Genomic DNA, 22,441 nt, shown 5'->3' with positions numbered 1-22,441 from the left:
CACACCAACGTTACTGATCGGTAAACCGGTAAGGGGACGATACATGCGGCTCGGCATCAATCTTGGTTACTGGGGCGCGGGCATGGACGCCGACAACCTCGCCGTCGCCCAGGAGGCCGACCGCCTGGGTTACGACGTCTGCTGGGCCGCCGAGGCCTACGGCTCCGACGCCCCGACCGTGCTCGCCTGGGTCGCCGCCCAGACCGAGCGCATCGACGTGGGTTCGGCGATCCTCCAGATCCCGGCCCGCCAGCCCGCGATGACCGCCATGACCGCGGCCACCCTCGACTCGCTGACCAAGGGCCGCTTCCGGCTCGGCCTCGGCGTCTCCGGCCCGCAGGTCTCCGAGGGCTGGTACGGCGTCAAGTTCGACAAGCCGCTGGCCCGCACCCGCGAGTACGTGGAGATCGTCCGCAAGGCCATGACCCGGGAGCGGCTCTCCTACGACGGCGAGCACTGGACCTTGCCGCTGCCGGGCGGGCCGGGCAAGCCGCTCAAGCTGACCGTCCACCCCGAGCGCGAGCACATCCCGCTCTACATCGCCGCCATCGGGCCGAAGAACCTGGAGCAGACCGGCGAGATCGCCGACGGCGCGCTGCTGATCTTCCCGGCCGCCGAGCACCTGGAGGCCACCGCGCTCACCCACATCCGGGCGGGCCGCGAGAAGGCCGGGCTGACGATGGAGGGCTTCGACGTCTGCCCGACCGTGCCGCTGGCCCTCGGCGAGGACGTGAACGCGCTCGCGGACATGTTCCGCCCCTACACCGCCCTGTACGTGGGCGGCATGGGCAGCCGGAAGCAGAACTTCTACAACCAGCTGGCCCAGCGCATGGGCTACGAGAAGGAAGCCGCCGAGATCCAGGACAAGTACCTGGCGGGAGACAAGAACGGGGCCGCCGAGGCGGTCCCGCACTCGCTGATCGACTCGACCACGTTGCTCGGCCCGGTCGCCCGGATCGCCGACGGGATGCGGGCCTACGCCGAGGCCGGGGTCACCACCCTCACCCTGGCCCCGGCCGGATTCACCCTGGACGAGCGGATCGCCGCCCTGCGCGCCGGCACCGAGGCCATGGAGCTGGCGGGTCTCGCCTGATCGGGTCGATCGCCTGATCCGGCGACCCCGGATGCCGGGCGGGTGGCGCCGGCACAGGTGAACGCTTCTGCGGCCGTGGTGGGGGCTCGGGGGGTCTTCCCCGCCACGGCCGACACAGCCAACAACGCCGGGAACGCCCACCGGGTTACGCACGGCGGCCCACCCCCCGATTTCGTTCATTCGGACGAGTAGTGCGACCTATCGGTTGCCCGCCCCGCCCCCCGGCGTTTGACTCGTTCCATGCTCTCTGCCCGCAGCCTGTTCCAGGAGATCGTCGACAACGACGACTCCTTCCAGCTGTTCTGCTCCATCGCCGCCAGCGGGGAGACCCAGGGCGGCTGGGAGAACGCCCGTATCGCGGCCCTGGTGCCGGACGGCATGCGCCACCTCGCACCCAAGATCACCCGACACGGCGCCGACGAGGACAAGCACGGCCGGATCTTCCACGCCCTGCTCCGCAAGCGCGGCCTGCCCGCGGTCCCGGTACCCCCCGAGACCGACTACACGATGCTGCTGGAGCGTCGCGGCATCGGCCTCGCGCACGAGAAGCTGCGCCGGGAGGTGGCGCTGACCGAGGAGGACATCGTCGTCTACCTCGCGCACAGCCGCGTCACCGAACAGCGCGCCGCCGACCAGATGGACATGCTCGTCAAATACTTCGGCGACCACGTCGAGGTGGGCAAGGCGATCCACATGATCAGCCACGACGAGGACAACCACCTCGCCTACTGCCACGAGGAACTGCTGCGCCTCGCCCGGTCCGGATACGGCCGCACCATCCAGCGGGTGCTCCGCGAGAGCGCGCTCGCCGAGATCTCCGTCTACCGGGACGTGAGCCTCGCCGTCATGAGCCACATGGGACGGCTGCTGCACTGGTCCGCCCCGAAGGCGGCCGCGCTCGCCACCGGCATCCGCGCGATGTACGCCTACGAGCGGTTCAGCGGCTGGCACCGGATGGTCGACCTGCGACTGCCGGAGCGCCTGGACCCCCTCGGCGGGCCGCCGGTCGCCGCGCCCGGACTCGCCCACACCACGCGCGAGCGGGAACTCAGAGCCAGCCCCGGCGCTTGAACATCCGGTGCAGGCCCAGGCACGCACCCGCCATGACCACCAGCACCGCCGGATAGCCCCAGGTGTGCCGTAGTTCCGGCATGTGGTCGAAGTTCATCCCGTAGATGCCCGCCACCATCGTGGGGACGGCCGCCATCGCCGCCCAGGCCGAGATCTTGCGCATGTCGTCGTTCTGCCGCAGACCCATCTGCGCCAGGTGGGCGGCCAGCGCGTCCGACAGCAGCCGGTCCAGGCCCTCGATGTACTCGTTCGCCTTGGTCAGGTGGTCGGCGACATCGCGGAAGAACGGCTGGGCGTGCTCGTGGACGAAGGGGACCTCCCCGAAGGCGAGGCGGTCCATCGGTTGGAGCAGCGGGCTCGTCGCCCGTCGGAACTCCAGCACCTGCCGCTTGAACCCGTAGATCCGGGCGGCGGTGTTCTTGGTGTCCGAGGCGTTCGGGGCGAAGACCTCGGCCTCCAGCTCCTCCAGGTCCGCCTGGAGCTCGGCCGCCACCTCGATGTAGTGGTCGACCACCGCGTCGGAGACCGCGTACAGCACCGCCGTCGGCCCGTGCCGCAACACGTCGGGCTCCTGCTCCAGCCGGTGGCGCACGGCGGCCAGCGGTGCCCCCTCGCCGTGCCGGACCGTGACGACGAACGAGTCCCCTATGAAGACCATCAGCTCGCCCGCGGTCACGGTGTCCGTGTCCTCGTCGTACCGCACCGGCTTCAGGACGACGAACAGCGAATCGTCGTACACCTCCAACTTCGGACGCTGGTGCGCGGTCAGCGCGTCCTCCACCGCCAGCGGGTGCAGCCCGAATTCCTGGCTGACGTGGTCGAATTCCTTCGCCGTCGGCTCGTGCATGCCGATCCACAGGAAGGCGTCACCGGTCGCCCGGGCCTCGTCCAGGGCGTCCGAGAAATCGTCCGGTCCCTCGGTACGGCGGCCGTCCCGGTAAATCGCGCAGTCCACAATCACGCGGGGCATTCTTCCCTGCCCACCGCCCGCCCGCACACCCGCGGCAGCGCATACGCTGGCCCCATGGCCACGCTGATCCTCGTACGACACGGGCGGTCCACCGCCAACACCGCTGGGCTGCTCGCCGGATGGACCCCCGGAGTGGCCCTCGACGAGCGCGGTGCGGAGCAGGCCGCCGCACTGCCCGGCCGGCTGACGGGCGTCCCGCTCACCGCCGCCGTCACCAGCCCGCTGCAACGCTGCCGGGAGACCCTGGCACCCCTGCTGGCCGCCCGGCCGGAGCTGGAACTGCACACCGACGAGCGGATCGGTGAGTGCCACTACGGCGAATGGTCGGGCCGCAAACTGTCCGAGCTCTCCGACGAACCGCTGATGAAGATCGTCCAGCAGCATCCGTCGGCCGCCGCCTTCCCCGGGGGCGAGTCCATGCGCGCCATGCAGGCGCGCGCCGTGGAGGCCGTACGCGACTGGGACGCGCGGATCGAGCAGGAGCACGGCAGCGACGCCGTCTTCCTGATGTGCTCGCACGGCGACATCATCAAGTCCCTTGTCGCGGACGCCCTGGGCATGCACCTGGACCTCTTCCAGCGCATCCACGTCGACCCCTGCTCGGTCACCGCCATCCGGTACACCGCCACCCGGCCGTTCGTGTTCCGGCTCGGTGACACCGGGGACTTCGGCTCGCTCGTGCGGCGCCCCGCCGTACCGGAGGCCGTCGCATCCGACAAAGACACCGAAGACGCCGGGAACGCCGTCGTGGGAGGCGGCGCGGGCGCGGCGTGATCGCCCGGAGCAGTAGGGTGGACGGGCCAACACAAGGGCGCAGACCTGCCCCTGCCGCCGAGACTTGGAGACTGGACGTGCCCCGTCAGGTGTTCCTCTACGACCCCCCGGACCGCTTCGTGGCCGGCACGGTCGGTCTGCCGGGACGCCGTACGTTCTTCCTGCAGGCCTCCTCCGGCCCCCGTGTCACCAGCGTCTCCCTGGAGAAGACCCAGGTGGCGGCGCTGGCCGAGCGGATGGACGAGCTGCTGGACGAGGTCGTACGGCGGACCGGCGGCAACGCCCCGGTCCCGGCCGTCGCCCCCGCCGAGGCCGCCGACACCGCCCCGCTGGACGTCCCGGTCGACGAGGAGTTCCGCGTCGGCACCATGGCCCTGGCCTGGGACGGCGAGGAACAGCGCATGATCGTCGAGGCCCAGGCACTGGTCGAACTCGACGCCGACTCCGACGAGGACCTCGCCGAGGCCGAGGAGCGGCTGCTGCAGGACGAGGAGAACGGCCCGCCGATGCTGCGGGTCCGCCTCAGCGGCGCCCAGGCCCGGGCCTTCGCCAAGCGGGCCCTGGACGTCGTCAACGCCGGCCGCCCGCCGTGCCCGCTGTGCAGCCTCCCGCTGGACCCGGAGGGCCACGTGTGCCCGCGCCAGAACGGCTACCGGCGCCAGGCGTGACGGACACGGGGGAACTGGAGGAACTGCTCGCCAAGGGTGAGCTCACCGTCATAGGTCGGATCCGCGAGGCGTCCAACGCCGTCCTGCTGTGCAGCGTCACGTACGGGGGCGTGAGCGCCGACTGCGTGTACAAGCCGGTCAAGGGCGAGCGACCGCTGTGGGACTTCCCCGACGGCAACCTCGCCCGCCGGGAGGTCGCCGCGTACCTGATCTCCGAGGCCACCGGATGGGGCCTGGTCCCCGCCACCGTGCTGCGCGACGGCCCGTACGGCGAGGGCATGGTCCAGCGGTGGATCGAGGCGGAACAGCCGGACGAGGACTCTCCGCTCGGCGCGCTCCTCGGGCTCGTCGACGGCGAGGAGGCGGGGGAGGGCTGGAAGGCCGTCGCCCTCGCCGAGGTCGGTGAGGGCCGCACCGCGCTGCTCGTGCACGCGGACGACCCCCGGCTGCGCCGGCTCGCCGTGCTCGACGCCGTGATCAACAACGGCGACCGCAAGGGCGGCCACCTGCTGCCCGCACCCGACGGACGGCTCTACGGCATCGACCACGGTGTGACCTTCCACGCAGAGGACAAGCTGCGCACCCTCCTGTGGGGCTGGGCGGGCGAGCCGCTGACCGACGAGGCGCGCGAGGTGTTGGCCACGCTGGCCGCCGGGCTGGCCGAGGGCGCACCGCTCGCCACCCGGCTGGCCGAACTGATCACACCCGTCGAGCTGGCCGCCGTACGGGACCGGGTGGCGGACCTGCTGCGCACCGGGACCCATCCCCGCCCCTCCGGGCAGTGGCCGTCGATCCCCTGGCCACCGGTCTGAATCAGCCACCGGCCGTACGCACAGAACCGGCCAGACCGCAAGAGTGCCGATCAAGACAACAGTGCAGGTCCAGTTCGTTTCCGGAACATCAGTCCGGTTAGGCTCGACACATGCATGCCTGGCCCGCTTCTGAGGTCCCCGCCCTTCCTGGCAAGGGCCGCGACCTCCAGATCCACGACACCGCGACCCAAGGGACGATCACCCTCGCCCCCGGTCCCGTCGCCCGTATCTACGTCTGCGGCATCACTCCGTACGACGCGACCCACATCGGTCACGCGGCGACCTACAACGCGTTCGACCTCGTACAACGCGTGTGGCTCGACACCAAGCGGCAGGTCGTCTACGTCCAGAACGTCACGGACGTGGACGATCCACTGCTGGAGCGGGCGCTGCGCGACAACCAGGACTGGACCGAGCTGGCCGAGCGCGAGACCGCGCTCTTCCGCGAGGACATGACCGCCCTGCGGATGCTGCCCCCGCAGCACTACATCGGCGCCGTCGAGGCCATACCCGGCATCGTGCCGCTCGTCGAGCGGCTGCGGGACGCGGGCGCGGCGTACGAGCTGGACGGCGACACCTACTTCTCGGTCGAGGCGGACCCGCACTTCGGCGGGGTGTCCCACCTCGACGCCGAGGCGATGCGGCTGCTCTCGGCGGAGCGGGGCGGCGACCCCGACCGGCCCGGCAAGAAGAACCCGCTGGACCCGATGCTGTGGATGGCCGCGCGTCCGGGCGAGCCGAGCTGGGACGGCGGCTCGCTGGGCCGCGGCCGGCCGGGCTGGCACATCGAGTGCGTGGCGATCGCCCTCGACCACCTGGGCATGGGCTTCGACATCCAGGGCGGCGGTTCCGACCTGGCTTTCCCGCACCACGAGATGGGCGCCTCGCACGCACAGGCACTGACGGGCGAGTTCCCGATGGCCAAGGCGTACGTGCACGCGGGCATGGTCGCGCTGCACGGCGAGAAGATGTCGAAGTCGAAGGGCAACCTCGTCTTCGTCTCGGCGCTGCGACGCTCCGGGGTGGACCCGGCGGCGATCCGCCTCGCGCTGCTCTCGCACCACTACCGGGCCGACTGGGAGTGGACGGACGAGGTCCTCGCCGAGGCCGTGGCCCGGCTGGAGCGCTGGCGTGCGGCCGTCTCCCGGCCCGACGGCATCCCCGCCGACGCCCTGGTCGAGGAGGTCCGCGAGGCCCTGGCCGACGACCTGGACGCGCCCGCCGCGCTGGCGGCCGTGGACCGCTGGGTCGAGCGGCAGATCGCCACGGACGGCGACGACGAGTCGGCCCCCGGTCTGGTCTCCCGCACGGTCGACGCCCTCCTGGGCGTGGCCCTGTAACACCCGTGGCGATGCCCCCGACCCCATCAGGGTCGGGGGCATCGCCACGTCCGGACACCGGTCCGGGACGGTCCCGCTGCGCGGAGCCGTCCCCTACCCGCCCTTCCACCGTTCCCCGGGCTCTGCCCGGACCCGGTCCTCAAGCGCCGGACGGGCTGATCGTCAGCCCCGGCCGGCCCGGCTAGGGCTCCGGGGTGTCGTCCCCCGGCTCCGCCGGCGGAGCCGCGGGCGGCTCCGGTTCCTCCCCGGAGGGGTCCGGCTTGCGTTTCGGGGGGCGGGGCAGGCCCCCGCTCGTGTCCCGGAGGTACGAGCCGTCGCCCGGTTCCGCGGCCGGCCCCGCCGCCGGGTCACGCCGCCGCAGGTACCGCTCGAACTCGCGGGCGATCGCGTCCCCCGAGGCCTCCGGCAGGTCGGCCGTGTCCCGCGCCTCCTCCAGCGTCTGGACGTACTCCGCCACCTCGCTGTCCTCGGCGGCCAGTTGGTCCACGCCCAGCTGCCACGCCCGCGCGTCCTCCGGCAGCTCGCCCAGCGGGATCCGGATGTCGATCAGATCCTCCAGCCGGTTCAGCAGCGCCAGCGTCGCCTTCGGGTTCGGCGGCTGCGAGACGTAGTGCGGCACCGCCGCCCACAGGGACACCGCCGGGACACCCGCGTGCGTACAGGCCTCCTGCAGGATGCCCACGATGCCCGTCGGGCCCTCGTACTTGGTCTCCTCCAGGTCCATCGTCCGCGCCAGGTCCGCGTCCGAGGTGACCCCGCTCACCGGCACCGGCCGGGTGTGCGGGGTGTCCCCGAGCAACGCGCCCAGGATGACCACCATCTCCACGCCCAGCTCGTGCGCGAAACCGAGGATCTCGTTGCAGAACGACCGCCACCGCATGGACGGTTCGATGCCCCGGACCAACACCAGGTCGCGTGGCTTGGCGCCGCCGATCCGGACCACCGACAGCCGGGTCGTCGGCCATGTGATCTTCCGTACCCCGTTGTCCAGCCACACTGTCGGCCGGTTGACCTGGAAGTCGTAGTAGTCCTCGGCGTCGAGTGCCGCGAAGACCTCGCCCTTCCACTCCCGGTCCAGGTGTGCGACCGCACCGGAGGCCGCGTCACCCGCGTCGTTCCAGCCCTCGAACGCGGCCACCATGACCGGGTCGATCAGCTCGGGCACGCCCTCAAGCTCGATCACCCAGGTCTCCTTCCGAAGTTCCCTTGCGTACGTGGTCAGCCTAAGCCTTGATGAGGCACCGGCCACAGCCCACGACAGAGGGGCGGTTCCCCTCGGAACCGCCCCTCTTCCCCACCTGCGTGGGACCTATGCCTTGCGGCCCAGCATCTCCTCGACGCGGGTCCGGACGGACTCGTCGTCCAGGCCGCGGATCGTCACCGTCGTACGGCGGCGCAGCACGTCGTCGACCGTCTCGGCCCACTCGTTGTCACGGGCGTAGGCGACCTGCGCCCAGATCTCCGGACCGTCCGGGTGGATCCGCTCGGCCAGCGCCGGGTCCTCGTTCGCCAGGCGCGCGATGTCGAAGGCCAGCGAGCCGTAGTGCGACGCCAGGTGACGGGCCGTCAGCGGGTCCATCCGCGTGCCCGGCTCCCGGTCCACCAGCAGGCGGTGCGCGACCGCGTTGGGGTTGGCGACACCGGGCAGCGCGATCCGGCGCACCAGGGACTTCACCGGCTCCATGTCCTCGGTCAGCGGGCTGCCCGGGAGCTTCGCCAGCTTGTCCATGACCACACGGCCGATGTGACGGTACGTCGTCCACTTGCCGCCGGCCACCGACAGCATGCCGCCGGCGCCCTCGGAGACGACCGTCTCGCGCTTGGCCTTCTCGACACCGCCGGGGCCGCCGGGCAGCACCCGCAGGCCCGCGAAGGCGTACGTCATCAGCGAGCGGTCCAGGTCCGCGTCCTTCACCGAGAAGGCCGCCTCGTCCAGGATCTGGGCGATGTCGGACTCGGTGGCACGCACGTCCGCCGGGTCGCCCTCGTACACCTCGTCGGTGGTGCCGAGCAGCAGCTGGTCCTCCCACGGGAGGGCGAAGGTGATGCGGTACTTGTCGATCGGGGTGGCCATGGCGGCCTTCCACGGCGACTTGCGCTTCATGACGATGTGCGCGCCCTTGGAGAGGCGGATCGACGGCATGGAGTGCTTGTCTTCCATGCGCCGCAGGTGGTCCACCCACGGGCCGGTGGCGTTGAGCACGACGCGCGCGTCGACCCCGAACTCGGTGCCGTCGAGACGGTCCTTGAGCTCGGCGCCGGTGACCCGACCGCGCGTCTTGCGCAGTCCGGTGACCTCGGCGTGGTTGAGGACGACCGCACCCGACTCGACGGCCGCGCGGACCGTCATGACGGCGACGCGGGAGTCGTTCATCTGGTGGTCGTAGTAGACCGCGACGGCCTTGAGGTTGTCCGTCTTCAGACCCGGGTTGTCGGCGGCGGCACGGGCCGGGGATATGACCTTGCCCATGCCGTCGCCGAAGGCCGAGAGGGCGGAGTAGGCGAAGACGCCCGCGCCCAGCTTGGCCGCACCCACCGGACCGCCCTTGTAGACCGGCAGGTAGAAGGTGAGCGGGTTGACCAGGTGCGGGGCCACGTCCTTGGCCAGCACCCGGCGCTCGTGGTGGTTCTCCGCGACCAGCTTGACCGCGCCGGTCTGCAGGTAGCGCAGACCGCCGTGGACGAGCTTGGAGGAGGCCGAGGAGGTGGCGCCGGCGAAGTCGCCGGCGTCCACCATGGCAACCCGCAGGCCCGACTGCGCGGCGTGCCACGCCACGGAGGTACCCAGGATTCCACCACCGATGACCAGCAGGTCGTACGTGGCCTTCGACAGCTGCTCACGGGTCTGGGCGCGGCTGACGTTGGCACCGGCGGTCGGGTGCGTGCCCAGTGCGGGAACGCTCTGCAAGCTGCTCATATCTCTCTTAGCTCCTCGTCGATTGACTCAGCTGAGTGCGGTCAGCTGGCGTCTTCGTCGTCGACCCAGCCCATGGAACGCTCCACGGCCTTTAGCCAGCTCTTGTACTCGCGGTCCCGCTGCTCGGCGGGCATCCGCGGGGTCCACTCCGCCGCGCGGCGCCAGTTGGCGCGCAGGGCGTCGGTGTCGGGCCAGAAGCCGACGGCCAGGCCGGCGGCGTAGGCGGCGCCGAGGCAGGTGGTCTCGGCGACCATCGGGCGCACCACGGGGGCGTCCAGGAAGTCCGAGAGCGTCTGCATCAGCAGGTTGTTGGAGGTCATGCCGCCGTCGACCTTGAGGGCCGCGAGCTCGACGCCCGAGTCCTTGGTCATGGCGTCGGTGATCTCGCGGGTCTGCCAGGCGGTGGCCTCCAGGACGGCACGGGCGATGTGCGCCTTGGTGACGTACCGGGTGAGGCCGGCGACCACGCCGCGGGCGTCGGAGCGCCAGTACGGGGCGAACAGGCCGGAGAAGGCCGGCACGAAGTAGACGCCGCCGTTGTCCTCGACCGAGGAGGCCAGGGTCTCGATCTCGGCGGCGGACTTGATCAGGCCCATCTGGTCGCGCATCCACTGGACGAGCGAGCCGGTGACGGCGATGGAGCCCTCCAGCGCGTAGACCGGCTTCTGGTCGCCGATCTGGTAGCCGACCGTGGTCAGCAGGCCGCTGTAGGAGTTGATGATCTTGTCGCCGGTGTTCATCAGCATGAACGTTCCGGTGCCGTACGTGGACTTGGCCTCGCCCTCGGCGAAACAGGTCTGGCCGAAGAGGGCGGCCTGCTGGTCACCGAGCGCCGAGGCGACCGGGACACCGGCGAGGACGCCGTCCTTGACGTGGCCGTAGACCTCGGCGGAGGACCTGATCTCCGGAAGGACGTTGAGCGGGACGCCCATGGACTCGGCGATCTTGTCGTCCCAGGCCAGGGTGTGCAGGTTCATCAGCATGGTGCGCGAGGCGTTGGTGACGTCCGTGACGTGCACGCCGCCCTGCGGGCCACCCGTGAGGTTCCAGATGATCCACGAGTCCATGGTGCCGAAGAGGATGTCCCCGGCCTCGGCGCGCTCGCGCAGGCCCTCGACGTTGTCGAGCAGCCAGCGGACCTTCGGGCCGGCGAAGTAGCTCGCCAGCGGCAGGCCGGTCTCACGGCGGAAGCGGTCCTGGCCGACGTTGCGACCGAGCTCCTTGCACAGGGCGTCGGTGCGGGTGTCCTGCCAGACCAGCGCGTTGTGCACCGGCTCGCCGGTGTGGCGGTCCCACAGGACCGTGGTCTCGCGCTGGTTGGTGATGCCGACGGCCTTGACGTCCGCGGCGGTGATCTCCGCCTTGGCGATCGCGCTCGCCACGACCTCCTGGACGTTGGTCCAGATCTCGGTGGCGTCGTGCTCGACCTGGCCCGGCTTCGGGAAGATCTGCTCGTGCTCCTTCTGGTCGACGGCGACGATGCGGCCGTCGCGGTCGAAGACGATGCAGCGGGAAGAGGTGGTGCCCTGGTCGATCGCGGCGATGAAGGGGCCGGTGCTGGTGGTCATAGTGGCTGCTCCTGGCAGGTCAGGTGAGTAGGCGGAATCAGGAGGGCGGTGCGGATCTTACGATCTTGCCGGTACTGCTGATCAGGCGAACGCGATGTTGTACAGACCGCCGGCGAGCGCGGCACCGACGAGCGGGCCGACCACCGGGATCCAGGAGTAACCCCAGTCGGAGCCGCCCTTGTTGGGCAGCGGCAGCAGGGCGTGCACGATACGCGGACCGAGGTCGCGGACCGGGTTGATGGCGTAGCCGGTCGGGCCACCGAGCGAGAGACCGATGCCGACGACCACGAACGAGGTGATCAGGACGCCGATGACACCGAGGCCCTTGCCGTTGTCCTGGAGGCCCTGGGTCAGGATCGCCAGGACCAGGACCGCGGTACCGATGATCTCGGTCGCCAGGTTCTGCACGACGTTACGGATCTCGGGGCCCGTGGAGAAGATGCCGAGCACCGGACCGGCCACATCGTGCGGGTGCGGGTCCTCGGGACCGAGCTTGGCGTCGCGGATGTGCTCCGGGTCGGCCAGGTGGACGCGGAACTGCCCGTAGTAGGTCACCCACATCAGCACCGCGCCGAGCATCGCGCCCAGCAGCTGGCCGGCGAAGTAGATGGGGGTGTCGCCCCACTCGCCGGTCTTGACGGCGAGGCCGACGGTGACCGCCGGGTTGAGGTGCGCACCGGAGAGCGGCGCCGAGACGTAGGCGGCGATCAGTACGGCGAAACCCCAGCCGAACGTGATGGCGAGCCAGCCCGCGTTGCGGGCCTTGGAGCTCTTGAGTGTCACTGCGGCGCAGACGCCACCGCCGAGCAGTGTGAGCAGGGCGGTACCGATGGTCTCGCCGATGAAGATGTCGGAGCTGGACACCCGCGACTCCTTTGTACGTCCAGGGGTGGGCGGAAACCGGGTCCCTCCGGTGGTTCCGCGCACTCGGTGAGTGCTGCACCGGTCCGTGGCCTTGTCGCATCCTAGCGCGTATTGCCGGTAGGTGTTCGACAATGCCGACCGATGAACGGCAGTTTTCCGCCCAAGTGAAGAACGCGTCAAGGGTCGGCCAGGCCAAAGTGTCGGATCGTTACCCATAGGTGCGATCAGCCAAAACCAGCCATCTCGAGGCCGGGATGTGGCGAAAAACAGGCATAAAGAGGCCAGGGTGTGGCCAGGACCTGTTAAAGGAAGCTCAGAACCGGCCTGCGCCGAGATCGCGTGAAACCGCGCGCGCACAGTCCCGCACCGATGCCACGAGGGCCGCACGGGGCTCCCCGGACTCGCCGCAGACCCGTTCCACGGCGCCCGCGACCGCCACCGCGCCGACCGGCATCCGGCGCCGGTCGTGGATCGGCGCCGCCACCGAGGCGATGCCCTCCCACGTCTCCTCGACGTCGCTGGCCCAGCCGCGGGCCCGGGTCAGGCTCAGGAGGTGCTCGAAGTCGGTGCCGTCCGTGACGGTGCGGGGGGTGAAGGCCTCGCGCTCCACCTCGTGCGCCTGGGTGTGCGCCACCGGGTCGTAGGCGGAGAGCACCTTGCCCAGCGCGGTCGAGTGCAGCGGCTGCATGGCCCCGACCTCCAGCACCTGACGGCTGTCGTCGGGCCGGAACACGTGGTGCATGATCAGCACCCCGCTCTGGTGCAGCACGCCCACGTACACGCTCTCGCCGCTGGCCCGGGCCAGGTCGTCCGTCCACACCAGGGCGCGGGCGCGCAGCTCGTGGACGTCGAGATAGCTGTTGCCCAGGCGTAGCAGCTCCGCGCCCAGCTGGTACCGGCCGGAGGCCGGGTCCTGCTCCACGAAGCCCTCGGCCTGCAGGGTGCGCAGGATGCCGTGGGCGGTGCCTTTGGCCAGGCCCAGCGACGACGCCACGTCCGAGAGTCCCAGCCGGCGCTCGCCGCCCGCCAGGAGTCGCAGCATCGCAGCGGCTCGTTCGAGCGACTGGATGTTCCGTGCCATCGCGCAGCCTCCTGCAGACCTTCGGTATTACTGACCATCTTGACGCGGTTCGACAATGCTGAACAGTATCGGTCGATGCCGACCTTGCGCACCGTCGGACAGCTGTTCGCCGTACCACCGGCGGGACACCCCCCGAGAAGTCCCCGCCACAGAATGCAGTCCGCCACGTGGGACACCCACACCGGGGCGGGTGCCTCGCGGTTACCCTGGCCGCGTGCACCCTTGACACAGAGGGGGTGCAAAGCCGACAGCCGTCGCATCCCAGGGAGCACAACCATGGCTTCGTTGCCCACCTTGCCCGCTGACACCCAGACCCGGGCCGATGCCCTCCGGGAGGCGCTCGCGACCCGCGTGGTCGTCGCCGACGGAGCCATGGGAACGATGCTCCAGGCGCAGGACCCCACCATGGAGGACTTCCAGCAGCTCGAAGGCTGCAACGAGGTCCTCAACATCACCCGCCCCGACATCGTGCGCTCCGTGCACGAGGCGTACTTCTCGGTGGGCGTGGACTGCGTCGAGACCAACACCTTCGGCACGAACTACGCGGCACTCGCCGAGTACGACATCGCCGACCGCAACTTCGAACTGTCCGAGGCCGGCGCGCGCATCGCCCGCGAGGTCGCCGACGAGTTCACCGCCTCCACCGGACAGCAGCGCTGGGTCCTCGGCTCCATGGGTCCCGGCACCAAGCTCCCCACCCTCGGCCACATCACCTACGCGCAGATCCGCGACGCGTACCAGATCAACGCCGAGGGCCTGATCTCCGGCGGCGCCGACGCGCTGCTCGTCGAGACCACCCAGGACCTCCTGCAGACGAAGTCCTCGATCATCGGCGCCCGCCGCGCCATGGACGCCCTCGGGATCACCGTCCCGCTGATCTGCTCCGTCACCGTCGAGACCACCGGCACCATGCTCCTCGGCTCGGAGATCGGCGCGGCCCTGACCGCGCTGGAACCGCTGGGCATCGACATGATCGGCCTGAACTGCGCCACCGGCCCCGCCGAGATGAGCGAGCACCTGCGCTACCTCGCGCGCAACGCCCGCATCCCGCTCTCCTGCATGCCCAACGCCGGCCTGCCCGTCCTGACCAAGCAGGGCGCGCACTACCCGCTCAGCGCCCCCGAGCTGGCCGACGCCCAGGAGACCTTCGTCCGCGAGTACGGGCTCTCCCTGGTCGGCGGCTGCTGCGGCACCACCCCCGAGCACCTGCGCCAGGTCGTCGAGCGCGTCCGCGGCACGGCGATCACCGAGCGCACCCCCCAGCCCGAGCCCGGCGCCGCCTCCCTCTACCAGACCGTGCCCTTCCGCCAGGACACCTCGTACATGGCGATCGGCGAGCGCACCAACGCCAACGGCTCCAAGAAGTTCCGCGAGGCCATGCTGGAGGCCCGCTGGGACGACTGCGTGGAGATGGCGCGCGACCAGATCCGCGAGGGCGCGCACATGCTCGACCTCTGCGTGGACTACGTGGGCCGCGACGGCGTCGCCGACATGGAGGAGCTCGCCGGCCGCTTCGCGACCGCCTCCACCCTGCCGATCGTCCTGGACTCCACCGAGGTCCCCGTCATCCGGGCGGGCCTGGAGAAGCTCGGCGGCCGCGCGGTCATCAACTCCGTGAACTACGAGGACGGCGACGGCCCCGAGTCCCGCTTCGCCAAGGTCACCCGACTGGCCCAGGAGCACGGCGCCGCCCTCATCGCGCTGACCATCGACGAGGAGGGCCAGGCTCGCACCGTCGAGCACAAGGTCGCCATCGCCGAGCGGCTCATCGACGACCTGACGGGCAACTGGGGGATCCGCGAGTCGGACATCCTCATCGACACCCTGACCTTCACGATCTGCACCGGCCAGGAGGAGTCACGTAAGGACGGCATCGCCACGATCGAGGCGATCCGCGAGCTCAAGCGGCTCCACCCGGACGTCCAGACCACCCTCGGCCTGTCCAACATCTCCTTCGGCCTCAACCCGGCCGCCCGCGTCCTGCTGAACTCGGTCTTCCTCGACGAGTGCGTCAAGGCCGGCCTGGACTCCGCCATCGTCCACGCCTCCAAGATCCTGCCGATCGCCCGCTTCGACGAGGAGCAGGTCACCACCGCCCTCGACCTGATCTACGACCGCCGCGAGGGCGACTACGACCCGCTGCAGAAGCTGATGGCCCTCTTCGAGGGCGTCAACACCAAGTCGCTCAAGGCCGGCCGCGCCGAGGAACTCCTCGCCCTGCCGCTGGACGAGCGACTGCAGCGCCGCATCATCGACGGCGAGAAGAACGGCCTGGAGGCCGACCTCGACGAGGCGCTGCAGACCCGCCCCGCCCTCGACATCGTCAACGACACCCTCCTGGAGGGCATGAAGGTCGTCGGCGAGCTCTTCGGCTCCGGCCAGATGCAGCTCCCCTTCGTCCTCCAGTCCGCCGAGGTCATGAAGACGGCCGTCGCCTACCTCGAACCGCACATGGAGAAGACCGACGACGAGGGCAAGGGCACGATCGTGCTCGCCACCGTCCGCGGCGACGTCCACGACATCGGCAAGAACCTCGTCGACATCATCCTCACCAACAACGGCTACAACGTCGTCAACATCGGCATCAAGCAGCCCGTCTCCGCGATCCTCGAAGCCGCGCAGGAGCACAAGGCCGACGTGATCGGCATGTCCGGCCTGCTCGTGAAGTCGACCGTGATCATGAAGGAGAACCTGGAGGAGCTGAACCAGCGCAAGCTGGCCGCCGACTACCCGGTGATCCTCGGCGGCGCCGCCCTCACCCGCGCCTACGTCGAGCAGGACCTCCACGAGATCTACGAGGGCGAGGTCCGCTACGCCCGCGACGCCTTCGAGGGCCTGCGCCTGATGGACGCCCTCATCGCCGTCAAGCGCGGTGTCCCCGGCGCCGCCCTGCCCGAGCTCAAGCAGCGCCGCGTCGCCAAGCGCACGGCGACACCGGGGGGCCCGGACCTCCAGGTCGAGGAGGCCGAGGAGCCCGGCGGACGCTCGGACGTCTCGATCGACAACCCGATCCCCACCCCGCCCTTCTGGGGCACCCGCGTGGTCAAGGGCATCCCGCTCAAGGACTACGCCTCCTGGCTCGACGAGGGCGCCCTGTTCAAGGGCCAGTGGGGCCTCAAGCAGGCCCGCGCGGGCGGGGCCACCTACGAGGAGCTCGTCGAGAGCGAGGGCCGGCCGCGGCTGCGCGGCCTCCTGGACAAGCTGCACACCGAGAACCTGCTCGAGGCCGCGGTCGTCTACGGGTACTTCCCCTGCGTCTCCAAGGGCGAGGACCTGATCATCCTGGACGAGCAGGGCAACGAGCGGACCCGCTTCACCTTCCCGCGCCAGCGCCGCGGCCGCCGCCTGTGCCTCGCGGACTTCTTCCGCCCCGAGGAGTCCGGCGAGATCGACGTCGTCGGCCTCCAGGTGGTCACCGTCGGCTCGAAGATCGGCGAGGCCACGGCCAAGCTGTTCGAGTCGGACTCCTACCGCGAGTACCTGGAGCTGCACGGCCTCTCGGTCCAGCTCGCCGAGGCGATGGCCGAGTACTGGCACGCGCGCGTCCGCTCCGAGCTCGGATTCGGCGGCGAGGACCCGGCGAAGGTCGAGGACATGTTCGACCTGAAGTACCGCGGCGCCCGCTTCTCGCTCGGCTACGGCGCCTGCCCCGACCTGGAGGACCGCGCGAAGATCGCCGACCTCCTGGAGCCGGAGCGGATCGGGGTCCACCTGTCGGAGGAGTTCCAGCTCCACCCGGAGCAGTCCACCGACGCGATCGTGATTCACCACCCCGAAGCGAAGTATTTCAACGCACGCTGAGCTCCACCGACGTACACTTGTCGGTCCCATACAGGCCGGTCGCCTGTTCCCCGGGGTGGTATGCCCGCGGAAGAGGTGACCGGCCTTCTCGTCCCTTCTGAGAGGCATGCGCATGACGAGCACGGTTCCCGCCCCCGTCGCCCGAACGGCCGACGGGTCTGCCCTGCAGGCGGTGCTGCTCGACATGGACGGCACCCTGGTCGACACCGAAGGCTTCTGGTGGGAGATCGAGGCGGAGATCTTCCAGGAGCTCGGACACCGGCTGGAGGACGCCTGGCGGGACGTGGTCGTCGGCGGTCCGATGAGCCGCAGCGCGGCCTTCCTGATCGAGTCGACCGGAGCCGCCATCGAACTCGCCGAGCTGAGCGTCCTGCTCAACGAGCGCTTCGAGGCCCGCATCGCCGACCGGGTGCCGCTGATGCCCGGGGCCGAGCGGCTGCTGAGCGAGCTCGCCCGACACAACGTGCCCACGGCCCTGGTCTCCGCCTCGCACCGCCGGGTCATCGACCAGGTGCTGCTCACCCTCGGCCGTGACCGCTTCACGATGACGGTCGCCGGCGACGAGGTGGCCCGTACCAAGCCGCACCCCGACCCGTACCTGTTCGCCGCGCGCTCGCTGGGCGCGCACCCCTCGCGGTGCGCGGTCATCGAGGACACCCGCACCGGTGTGGCGGCCGCCGAGGCCGCCGGCTGCCGGGTCGTGGCCATCCCCTCGGTCGGCGTGATCGAACCCGCCCCCGGGCGTACGGTCGTCCGCTCGCTGGAGGACGTGGACCTCGCGTTCCTGCGCTCGCTCATCGCCCCGATGAACTGAGAGTGACGACCCGGCCCGCCGGCCGGGCACACACTCCGCCCAAGCGGACACATCGACATGCATAGGCCTACATCGGTATGCATTGCCACGCACCGGAGCCCTGTAAGTACGCTCTGTGCCGAATGGAACCCTGTTTGACCGCCCACTGGCGGAAGGATCTTCCGTCAGTGGCCCCGGAGGCTGAAATTCCATCCTCTCCGGGGCCGTTGCGCAGGGTGACCTTGGTCACCCTGCGCACCCCGGGCGAGTCCACCTCGGGGCCCTTGCGGCTTCCAATGTGTCCACATTGATCAGCCCCTGACCGAATCTGCGCAGCCCTGCGCGTGAACAGGCAGTTCGCTCCGATCACGGTGCGATTACGCCCCAAGTTCGGCCAGTTCCAGCCATCCCGTCCCGGACCACTAATGTCGAAGCGGGCACTACGCCGCACCTCAGCCGTCCCCGACACACACCCCTGTGCCGGGACCGCGTGGACCGATCGTCACACCACCGGCCCGATCGTTCCGCCCTGAACGGGCGACCGTCGCGAAGTGCCCTCTACGCCGCTTTGAACAAGTGCCGGTTACAGGGAGTACTTCCAGCATGAACCGCAAGACCATGGTGCTGACGGCCGCGGCCGGACTGCTCACCCCCGCGCTGGCCGCCTGCGGCAGCGCGAGCGGCGGAGGAGCAGGATCCGGAGCGATCGTCGTCGGAACCACCGATCGGTTCGAGGCCGCAGACTTCGCTCCCGCCCCCTTCGACCCGGCCTACGCCTACGACGCCGGCGCCTGGAACATCCTGCGCCAGACCGTCCAGACGCTGATGCACACCCCGCGCGGCGGCGGCCAGCCCGTCCCCGAAGCGGCCTCCGCCTGCCGCTTCACCGACTCCGGCAACGAGAGCTACCGCTGCACCCTGCGCCCCGGTCTGAAGTTCGCCGACGGTGAGCCCCTCACCGCCAAGGACGTCAAGTTCTCCATCGACCGCGTCCTCGCCATCAAGGACGAGAACGGCCCCTCCTCACTGCTCTCCACCCTCGACAACATCGAGGTCAAGGGCGCCGACACCGTCGTCTTCCACCTGAAGACCCCGGACGCGACCTTCCCCTTCAAGCTCTCCACCCCCGCCGCCGGCATCGTCAGCGAGAAGAACTACGACGCCAAGAAGCTCCGCGAGGGCTTCGCCGTGGACGGCTCCGGCCCCTACACGATGAAGGCCGAGGTCAAGGGCGGCCGACTGGTCCGCGCCGTCTTCACCAAGAACCCGCACTACAAGGGCGACCTCAAGCTGCAGAACGACAAGGTCGAGCTGCGCACCTTCACCGACTCCCCGGCCATGGGCAAGGCGCTCACCGACGGGAAGATCCACATGGTCTCCCGCACCCTGTCGCCCGCCCAGATCACCGAGTTCAGCGCCCAGCCCCCCAAGGGCGTCAAGCTCGTCCCGATGCCCGGCCTGGAGATCCGCTACCTCGGCTTCAACACCGAGGCGCCGGTCGTCAAGGACAAGGCCGTACGCCAGGCGCTCGCCGCCGCCGTCGACCGCAGCCAGCTCATCTCCAAGGTCTACGGCAAGTCCGCCACGCCGCTCTACTCGCTGGTCCCCACCACCGTGACGGGCCACGTCAACTCCTTCTACAACAAGTACGGCGACGCCAACACGCCCAAGGCCGCCGCCCTGCTGAAGGACGCCGGGATCAAGACCCCGGTCAAGCTGACCCTGCACTACACCAGCGACCACTACGGCGACGGCACGGCCGCCGAGTTCGACGCACTCAAGGCCCAGCTGAACTCCACCGGCCTCTTCGACATCACCGTCCAGGGCAGCGAATGGGCGGACTTCCGCCCCGCCCAGAAGAAGGGCGACCACGCCGCCTACGGGCTCGGCTGGTTCCCCGACTACCCGGACGCCGACAACTTCCTCGCCCCGTTCCTGGAGCAGGACAACTTCCTGGGCACGCCGTACGCCAACAGCGCGGTGCGCAACAGGCTCATCCCCGAATCCCGGCGGGCGGTCGACCGTACGATCGCCGTCCCCGCGATCACGGAGATACAGGACATCGTCGCCGAGGACGTGCCCGTCCTGCCCCTGTGGCAGGGCAAGCAGTACGTCGCCGCACGCGACGGGATCACCGGAGTGGAGTGGTCGGTCAACGCCATCTCCGACCTCCAGCTGTGGGAGCTCGGCCGCGGCGTAAGCGGCTGAGCAAGGCATCGACCGGCAGCGGAAGTCGCGAGCCGGACCAACGAAACAGTTCGACTGTGAAGGACGTTCGCGTGAATCGACGTAACCAGTGGCTGGCGGCCCCGCTCGGCGCGGCCACCGCCGCCGCGCTGCTCAGCGGTTGCGGTTCGACCGATGGCTCCAATGCCGGTAGCGGCAAGGGCGTGGTCATGGGCATATCCGACAAGGTGAAGTCCGTCGACCCGGCATCGGGCTACGACCCCGGCTCCTGGCTGCTGTTCAACAACGTCTTCCAGTCGCTGCTGAGCTTCCCCAAGGGCGGCACCACCCCCGAGCCCGACGCCGCCCAGGCCTGCGCCTTCGAGGGCGGCGACAGCAAGCTCTACAAGTGCACCCTGCGCGACGGCCTGAAGTTCAGCAACGGCCACAGCCTCACCTCGAAGGACGTCAAGTTCTCCTTCGAGCGCACCCTGAAGATCAACGACGCGAACGGCCCGGCCGTCATGCTCGCGTCCATCGCGAGCATCGACGCCCCCGACGACAAGACCGTCGTCTTCAAGCTCAAGACCTCCGACGCCACCTTCCCCAGCAAGATCGCCTCGGGCGCCGGCTCCATCGTCGACCACACCGAGTACCCGGTCGACAAGCTGCGCACCGACAACAAGGCCATCGGCTCCGGCGTCTACAAGCTCGACTCCTTCGGCGAGAAGAGCGCCAGCTTCTCCGTCAACGAGTCCTACAGCGGCAAGGCCAAGGCCAAGAACACCGGCGTCACGCTGAAGTTCTTCAACGGTGACCAGGCCGGCCTCAAGACCGTCCTGGAGAGCGGCGACGTCGACTTCGCCTTCCGCGGCCTCGCCGCCAAGGACATCGCCGCCCTCGCCTCCAGCAAGACCGGCGACAACAAGGTCGACGTCGTCCAGGGCACCGGCGCCGAGGTCGAGCACATGGTGTTCAACGTCAACGACCCCGTCGTCGGCAAGCTCCCCGTGCGCAAGGCCATCGCCTACCTCATCGACCGCGAAGCCCTCGTCCGCGACGTGTACGCCGGCACCGCCACCGCGCTCTACTCCATCGTGCCGACCGGCATCGCCGGCCACACGACCCCGTTCTTCGACCGCTACGGCGGCACCCCCCAGGTCGACAAGGCCAAGGCCGTCCTCAAGGCCGCCAACATCACCGGCAAGGTCAAGCTGACCCTGTACTCGACCCCGTCCCGCTACGGCCCCTCCACGGACCAGCAGTTCGAGGTCATCGCCAAGCAGCTCAACGACAGCGGCCTCTTCGACGCCGAGGTCAAGTCCGTCGAGTACGAGCAGTACGAGAAGGACATCCAGGCCGGCAAGTACGGCGTCTACGTGAAGGGCTGGGTGCCCGACTACCCGGACGCCGACAACTTCACGCAGCCGTTCTTCGGCCCGGACAACGTGCTGAGCAACAACTACGACAACAAGGAGATCACCGGGACGATCATCCCGTCGACCTCCGCGAAGTCCGACCGCACCGCGGCCAACACGGACTACAACCGCCTCCAGGACATCGTCGCCGAAGAGCTCCCGCTCATCCCGCTCTGGCAGGGCAAGCAGTACGCCGTCACCCGCCAGAACGTCAGCGGCCTGCAGTGGTCCCTCGACGCCTCGACCGTCTTCCGCTTCTGGGAGATCAGCAAGGGCTGACGCCACCGGAGCCGGACCCGCCCCCAGGGCGGGCCCGGCACCACACGAAGGGGCCGTACGCGCACACGCGTACGGCCCCTTCGCGTACGCGCGCCCGCCGAACCTACTGCGCCCCGGGACGGACCAGCCCGCTCTCGTACGCGTACACCGCCGCCTGCACCCGGTCCCGCAAACCCAGCTTCGTCAGCACATGCCCCACATGCGTCTTGACCGTCGTCTCGCTCACGAACAGATCCGCCGCGATCTCCGCATTCGACAACCCCCGGGACACCAGCTTCAACACCTCGACCTCACGCTCGGTCAACGTCCCCAGCGTGTTCGGCAGGCTCTCCTCACCCGACGGAAGATGCCCCGCATACTTGTCCAACAGCCGCCGCGTGATACTCGGCGCGAGCATCGCCTCACCCGCCGCGACCACCCGGATCGCCTGCACCAGCTCGGTCGCCGGCGCATCCTTCAGCAGAAACCCGCTCGCCCCCGCCCGCAGCGCCTCCACCACGTACTCGTCCAGATCGAACGTCGTCAGCACCAGCACCTTCGCCGGCCCGTCCCGCTCCGGACCCGTGATCTGCCGGGTCGCCTCCACCCCGTCCATCCGCGGCATCCGGATGTCCATCAACACCACATCGGGCTGCAGCGCACGCACCTGGTCCAGCGCCTGCAGACCGTCCCCGGCCTCACCGACCACCGCCAGGTCCTCCTCCGCCTCCAGGATCATCCGGAAGCCGGTGCGCAGCAGCGGCTGGTCGTCGACCAGAAGGACGCGGATCGCCACGGGGTCTACCTCGTATTCGTCGGACGGCTACGGCGGGCCCGACCATTCTGC

At 69.9% G+C, this 22,441-nt stretch carries 17 protein-coding genes; 10 read left to right on the top strand and 7 right to left on the bottom strand.

Features of this window, described 5'->3' with window-relative positions; translation table 11 throughout:
- Positions 1 to 43 precede the first annotated feature (43 nt).
- Both BCL76_RS20720 and BCL76_RS20715 read left to right on the top strand, forming a co-directional pair.
- Positions 44 to 1,093, top strand: coding sequence for an LLM class F420-dependent oxidoreductase (locus BCL76_RS20720; protein WP_109780936.1), 1,050 nt, complete (start codon positions 44 to 46; stop codon positions 1,091 to 1,093).
- 240 nt (positions 1,094 to 1,333) lie between these two features.
- On the top strand, positions 1,334 to 2,164 hold the full coding sequence (locus BCL76_RS20715) for a hypothetical protein (RefSeq protein ID WP_109780935.1): 831 nt from the start codon (positions 1,334 to 1,336) through the stop codon (positions 2,162 to 2,164).
- On the opposite strand, the gene corA is transcribed toward BCL76_RS20715, so the two are convergent.
- A complete protein-coding gene (gene corA, locus BCL76_RS20710; RefSeq protein WP_109780934.1) occupies positions 2,142 to 3,134 on the bottom strand; it encodes a magnesium/cobalt transporter CorA in 993 nt (330 codons plus the stop codon). The genes BCL76_RS20715 and corA overlap by 23 nt on opposite strands.
- Before the next feature lie 54 nt (positions 3,135 to 3,188).
- Between corA and BCL76_RS20705 the strand changes: the two genes are divergently transcribed.
- The 4 genes from BCL76_RS20705 to mshC all read left to right on the top strand — a co-directional run bounded on the left by BCL76_RS20705 (position 3,189) and on the right by mshC (position 6,728).
- Complete coding sequence (locus BCL76_RS20705) at positions 3,189 to 3,908, top strand: histidine phosphatase family protein (RefSeq protein WP_109780933.1); 720 nt, start codon at positions 3,189 to 3,191, stop codon at positions 3,906 to 3,908.
- A gap of 77 nt (positions 3,909 to 3,985) precedes the next feature.
- Positions 3,986 to 4,576, top strand: a complete 591-nt coding sequence (locus tag BCL76_RS20700; protein ID WP_033223913.1) for a DUF3090 domain-containing protein — start codon at positions 3,986 to 3,988, stop codon at positions 4,574 to 4,576.
- Positions 4,540 to 5,388 (top strand): SCO1664 family protein, encoded by an 849-nt coding sequence (locus BCL76_RS20695; RefSeq protein WP_109780932.1) that lies wholly within the window; start codon positions 4,540 to 4,542, stop codon positions 5,386 to 5,388. The genes BCL76_RS20700 and BCL76_RS20695 overlap by 37 nt, the downstream gene beginning before the upstream one ends.
- A 110-nt stretch (positions 5,389 to 5,498) precedes the next feature.
- Complete coding sequence (mshC, locus tag BCL76_RS20690; RefSeq protein ID WP_109780931.1) at positions 5,499 to 6,728, top strand: cysteine--1-D-myo-inosityl 2-amino-2-deoxy-alpha-D-glucopyranoside ligase; 1,230 nt, start codon at positions 5,499 to 5,501, stop codon at positions 6,726 to 6,728.
- Positions 6,729 to 6,909: 181 nt separating this feature from the next.
- Here the strand turns inward: mshC and BCL76_RS20685 are convergent, their stop codons facing one another.
- The 5 genes from BCL76_RS20685 to BCL76_RS20665 form a co-directional block, all read right to left on the bottom strand.
- Positions 6,910 to 7,911: a PAC2 family protein gene (locus tag BCL76_RS20685; protein ID WP_109780930.1), complete on the bottom strand. Its 1,002-nt coding sequence runs from the start codon at positions 7,909 to 7,911 to the stop codon at positions 6,910 to 6,912.
- 126 nt (positions 7,912 to 8,037) lie between these two features.
- Positions 8,038 to 9,645, bottom strand: coding sequence for a glycerol-3-phosphate dehydrogenase/oxidase (locus tag BCL76_RS20680; protein ID WP_109780929.1), 1,608 nt, complete (start codon positions 9,643 to 9,645; stop codon positions 8,038 to 8,040).
- 41 nt (positions 9,646 to 9,686) lie between these two features.
- Positions 9,687 to 11,213: a glycerol kinase GlpK gene (glpK, locus tag BCL76_RS20675; protein WP_109780928.1), complete on the bottom strand. Its 1,527-nt coding sequence runs from the start codon at positions 11,211 to 11,213 to the stop codon at positions 9,687 to 9,689.
- Positions 11,214 to 11,294: 81 nt separating this feature from the next.
- Positions 11,295 to 12,077, bottom strand: coding sequence for an MIP/aquaporin family protein (locus BCL76_RS20670; RefSeq protein WP_109780927.1), 783 nt, complete (start codon positions 12,075 to 12,077; stop codon positions 11,295 to 11,297).
- 313 nt (positions 12,078 to 12,390) lie between these two features.
- Entirely contained in the window at positions 12,391 to 13,158 is a 768-nt protein-coding gene (locus tag BCL76_RS20665) for an IclR family transcriptional regulator (RefSeq protein WP_109780926.1), read from the bottom strand.
- Positions 13,159 to 13,434: 276 nt separating this feature from the next.
- Here BCL76_RS20665 and metH point away from each other — a divergent pair, with 276 nt between their 5' ends.
- The 4 genes from metH (at position 13,435) to BCL76_RS20645 (ending at position 21,615) form a co-directional block, all read left to right on the top strand.
- The gene (gene metH / locus BCL76_RS20660) at positions 13,435 to 16,959 is read left to right on the top strand and encodes a methionine synthase (protein WP_109780925.1); all 3,525 of its coding nucleotides are present in this window, start codon (positions 13,435 to 13,437) and stop codon (positions 16,957 to 16,959) included.
- 112 nt (positions 16,960 to 17,071) lie between these two features.
- On the top strand, positions 17,072 to 17,773 hold the full coding sequence (locus BCL76_RS20655) for an HAD family hydrolase (protein ID WP_030768372.1): 702 nt from the start codon (positions 17,072 to 17,074) through the stop codon (positions 17,771 to 17,773).
- A 582-nt stretch (positions 17,774 to 18,355) separates the two neighbouring features.
- Positions 18,356 to 19,960 carry an ABC transporter substrate-binding protein gene (locus BCL76_RS20650; protein WP_109780924.1) on the top strand — a complete coding sequence of 535 codons (1,605 nt, stop codon included), beginning with the start codon at positions 18,356 to 18,358 and terminating at the stop codon, positions 19,958 to 19,960.
- Between the two features lie 71 nt (positions 19,961 to 20,031).
- Entirely contained in the window at positions 20,032 to 21,615 is a 1,584-nt protein-coding gene (locus BCL76_RS20645) for an ABC transporter substrate-binding protein (RefSeq protein WP_109780923.1), read from the top strand.
- A 103-nt stretch (positions 21,616 to 21,718) separates the two neighbouring features.
- On the opposite strand, the gene BCL76_RS20640 is transcribed toward BCL76_RS20645, so the two are convergent.
- Complete coding sequence (locus BCL76_RS20640; RefSeq protein ID WP_030768388.1) at positions 21,719 to 22,390, bottom strand: response regulator; 672 nt, start codon at positions 22,388 to 22,390, stop codon at positions 21,719 to 21,721.
- Positions 22,391 to 22,441 lie beyond the last annotated feature (51 nt).

The sequence above is a fragment of the Streptomyces sp. CG 926 genome, from assembly GCF_003148825.1.
Taxonomy (GTDB): Bacteria; Actinomycetota; Actinomycetes; order Streptomycetales; family Streptomycetaceae; genus Streptomyces.
Note: the sequence above shows the minus strand (reverse complement) of the source record. Positions and strands in the feature narration are given on the sequence as shown.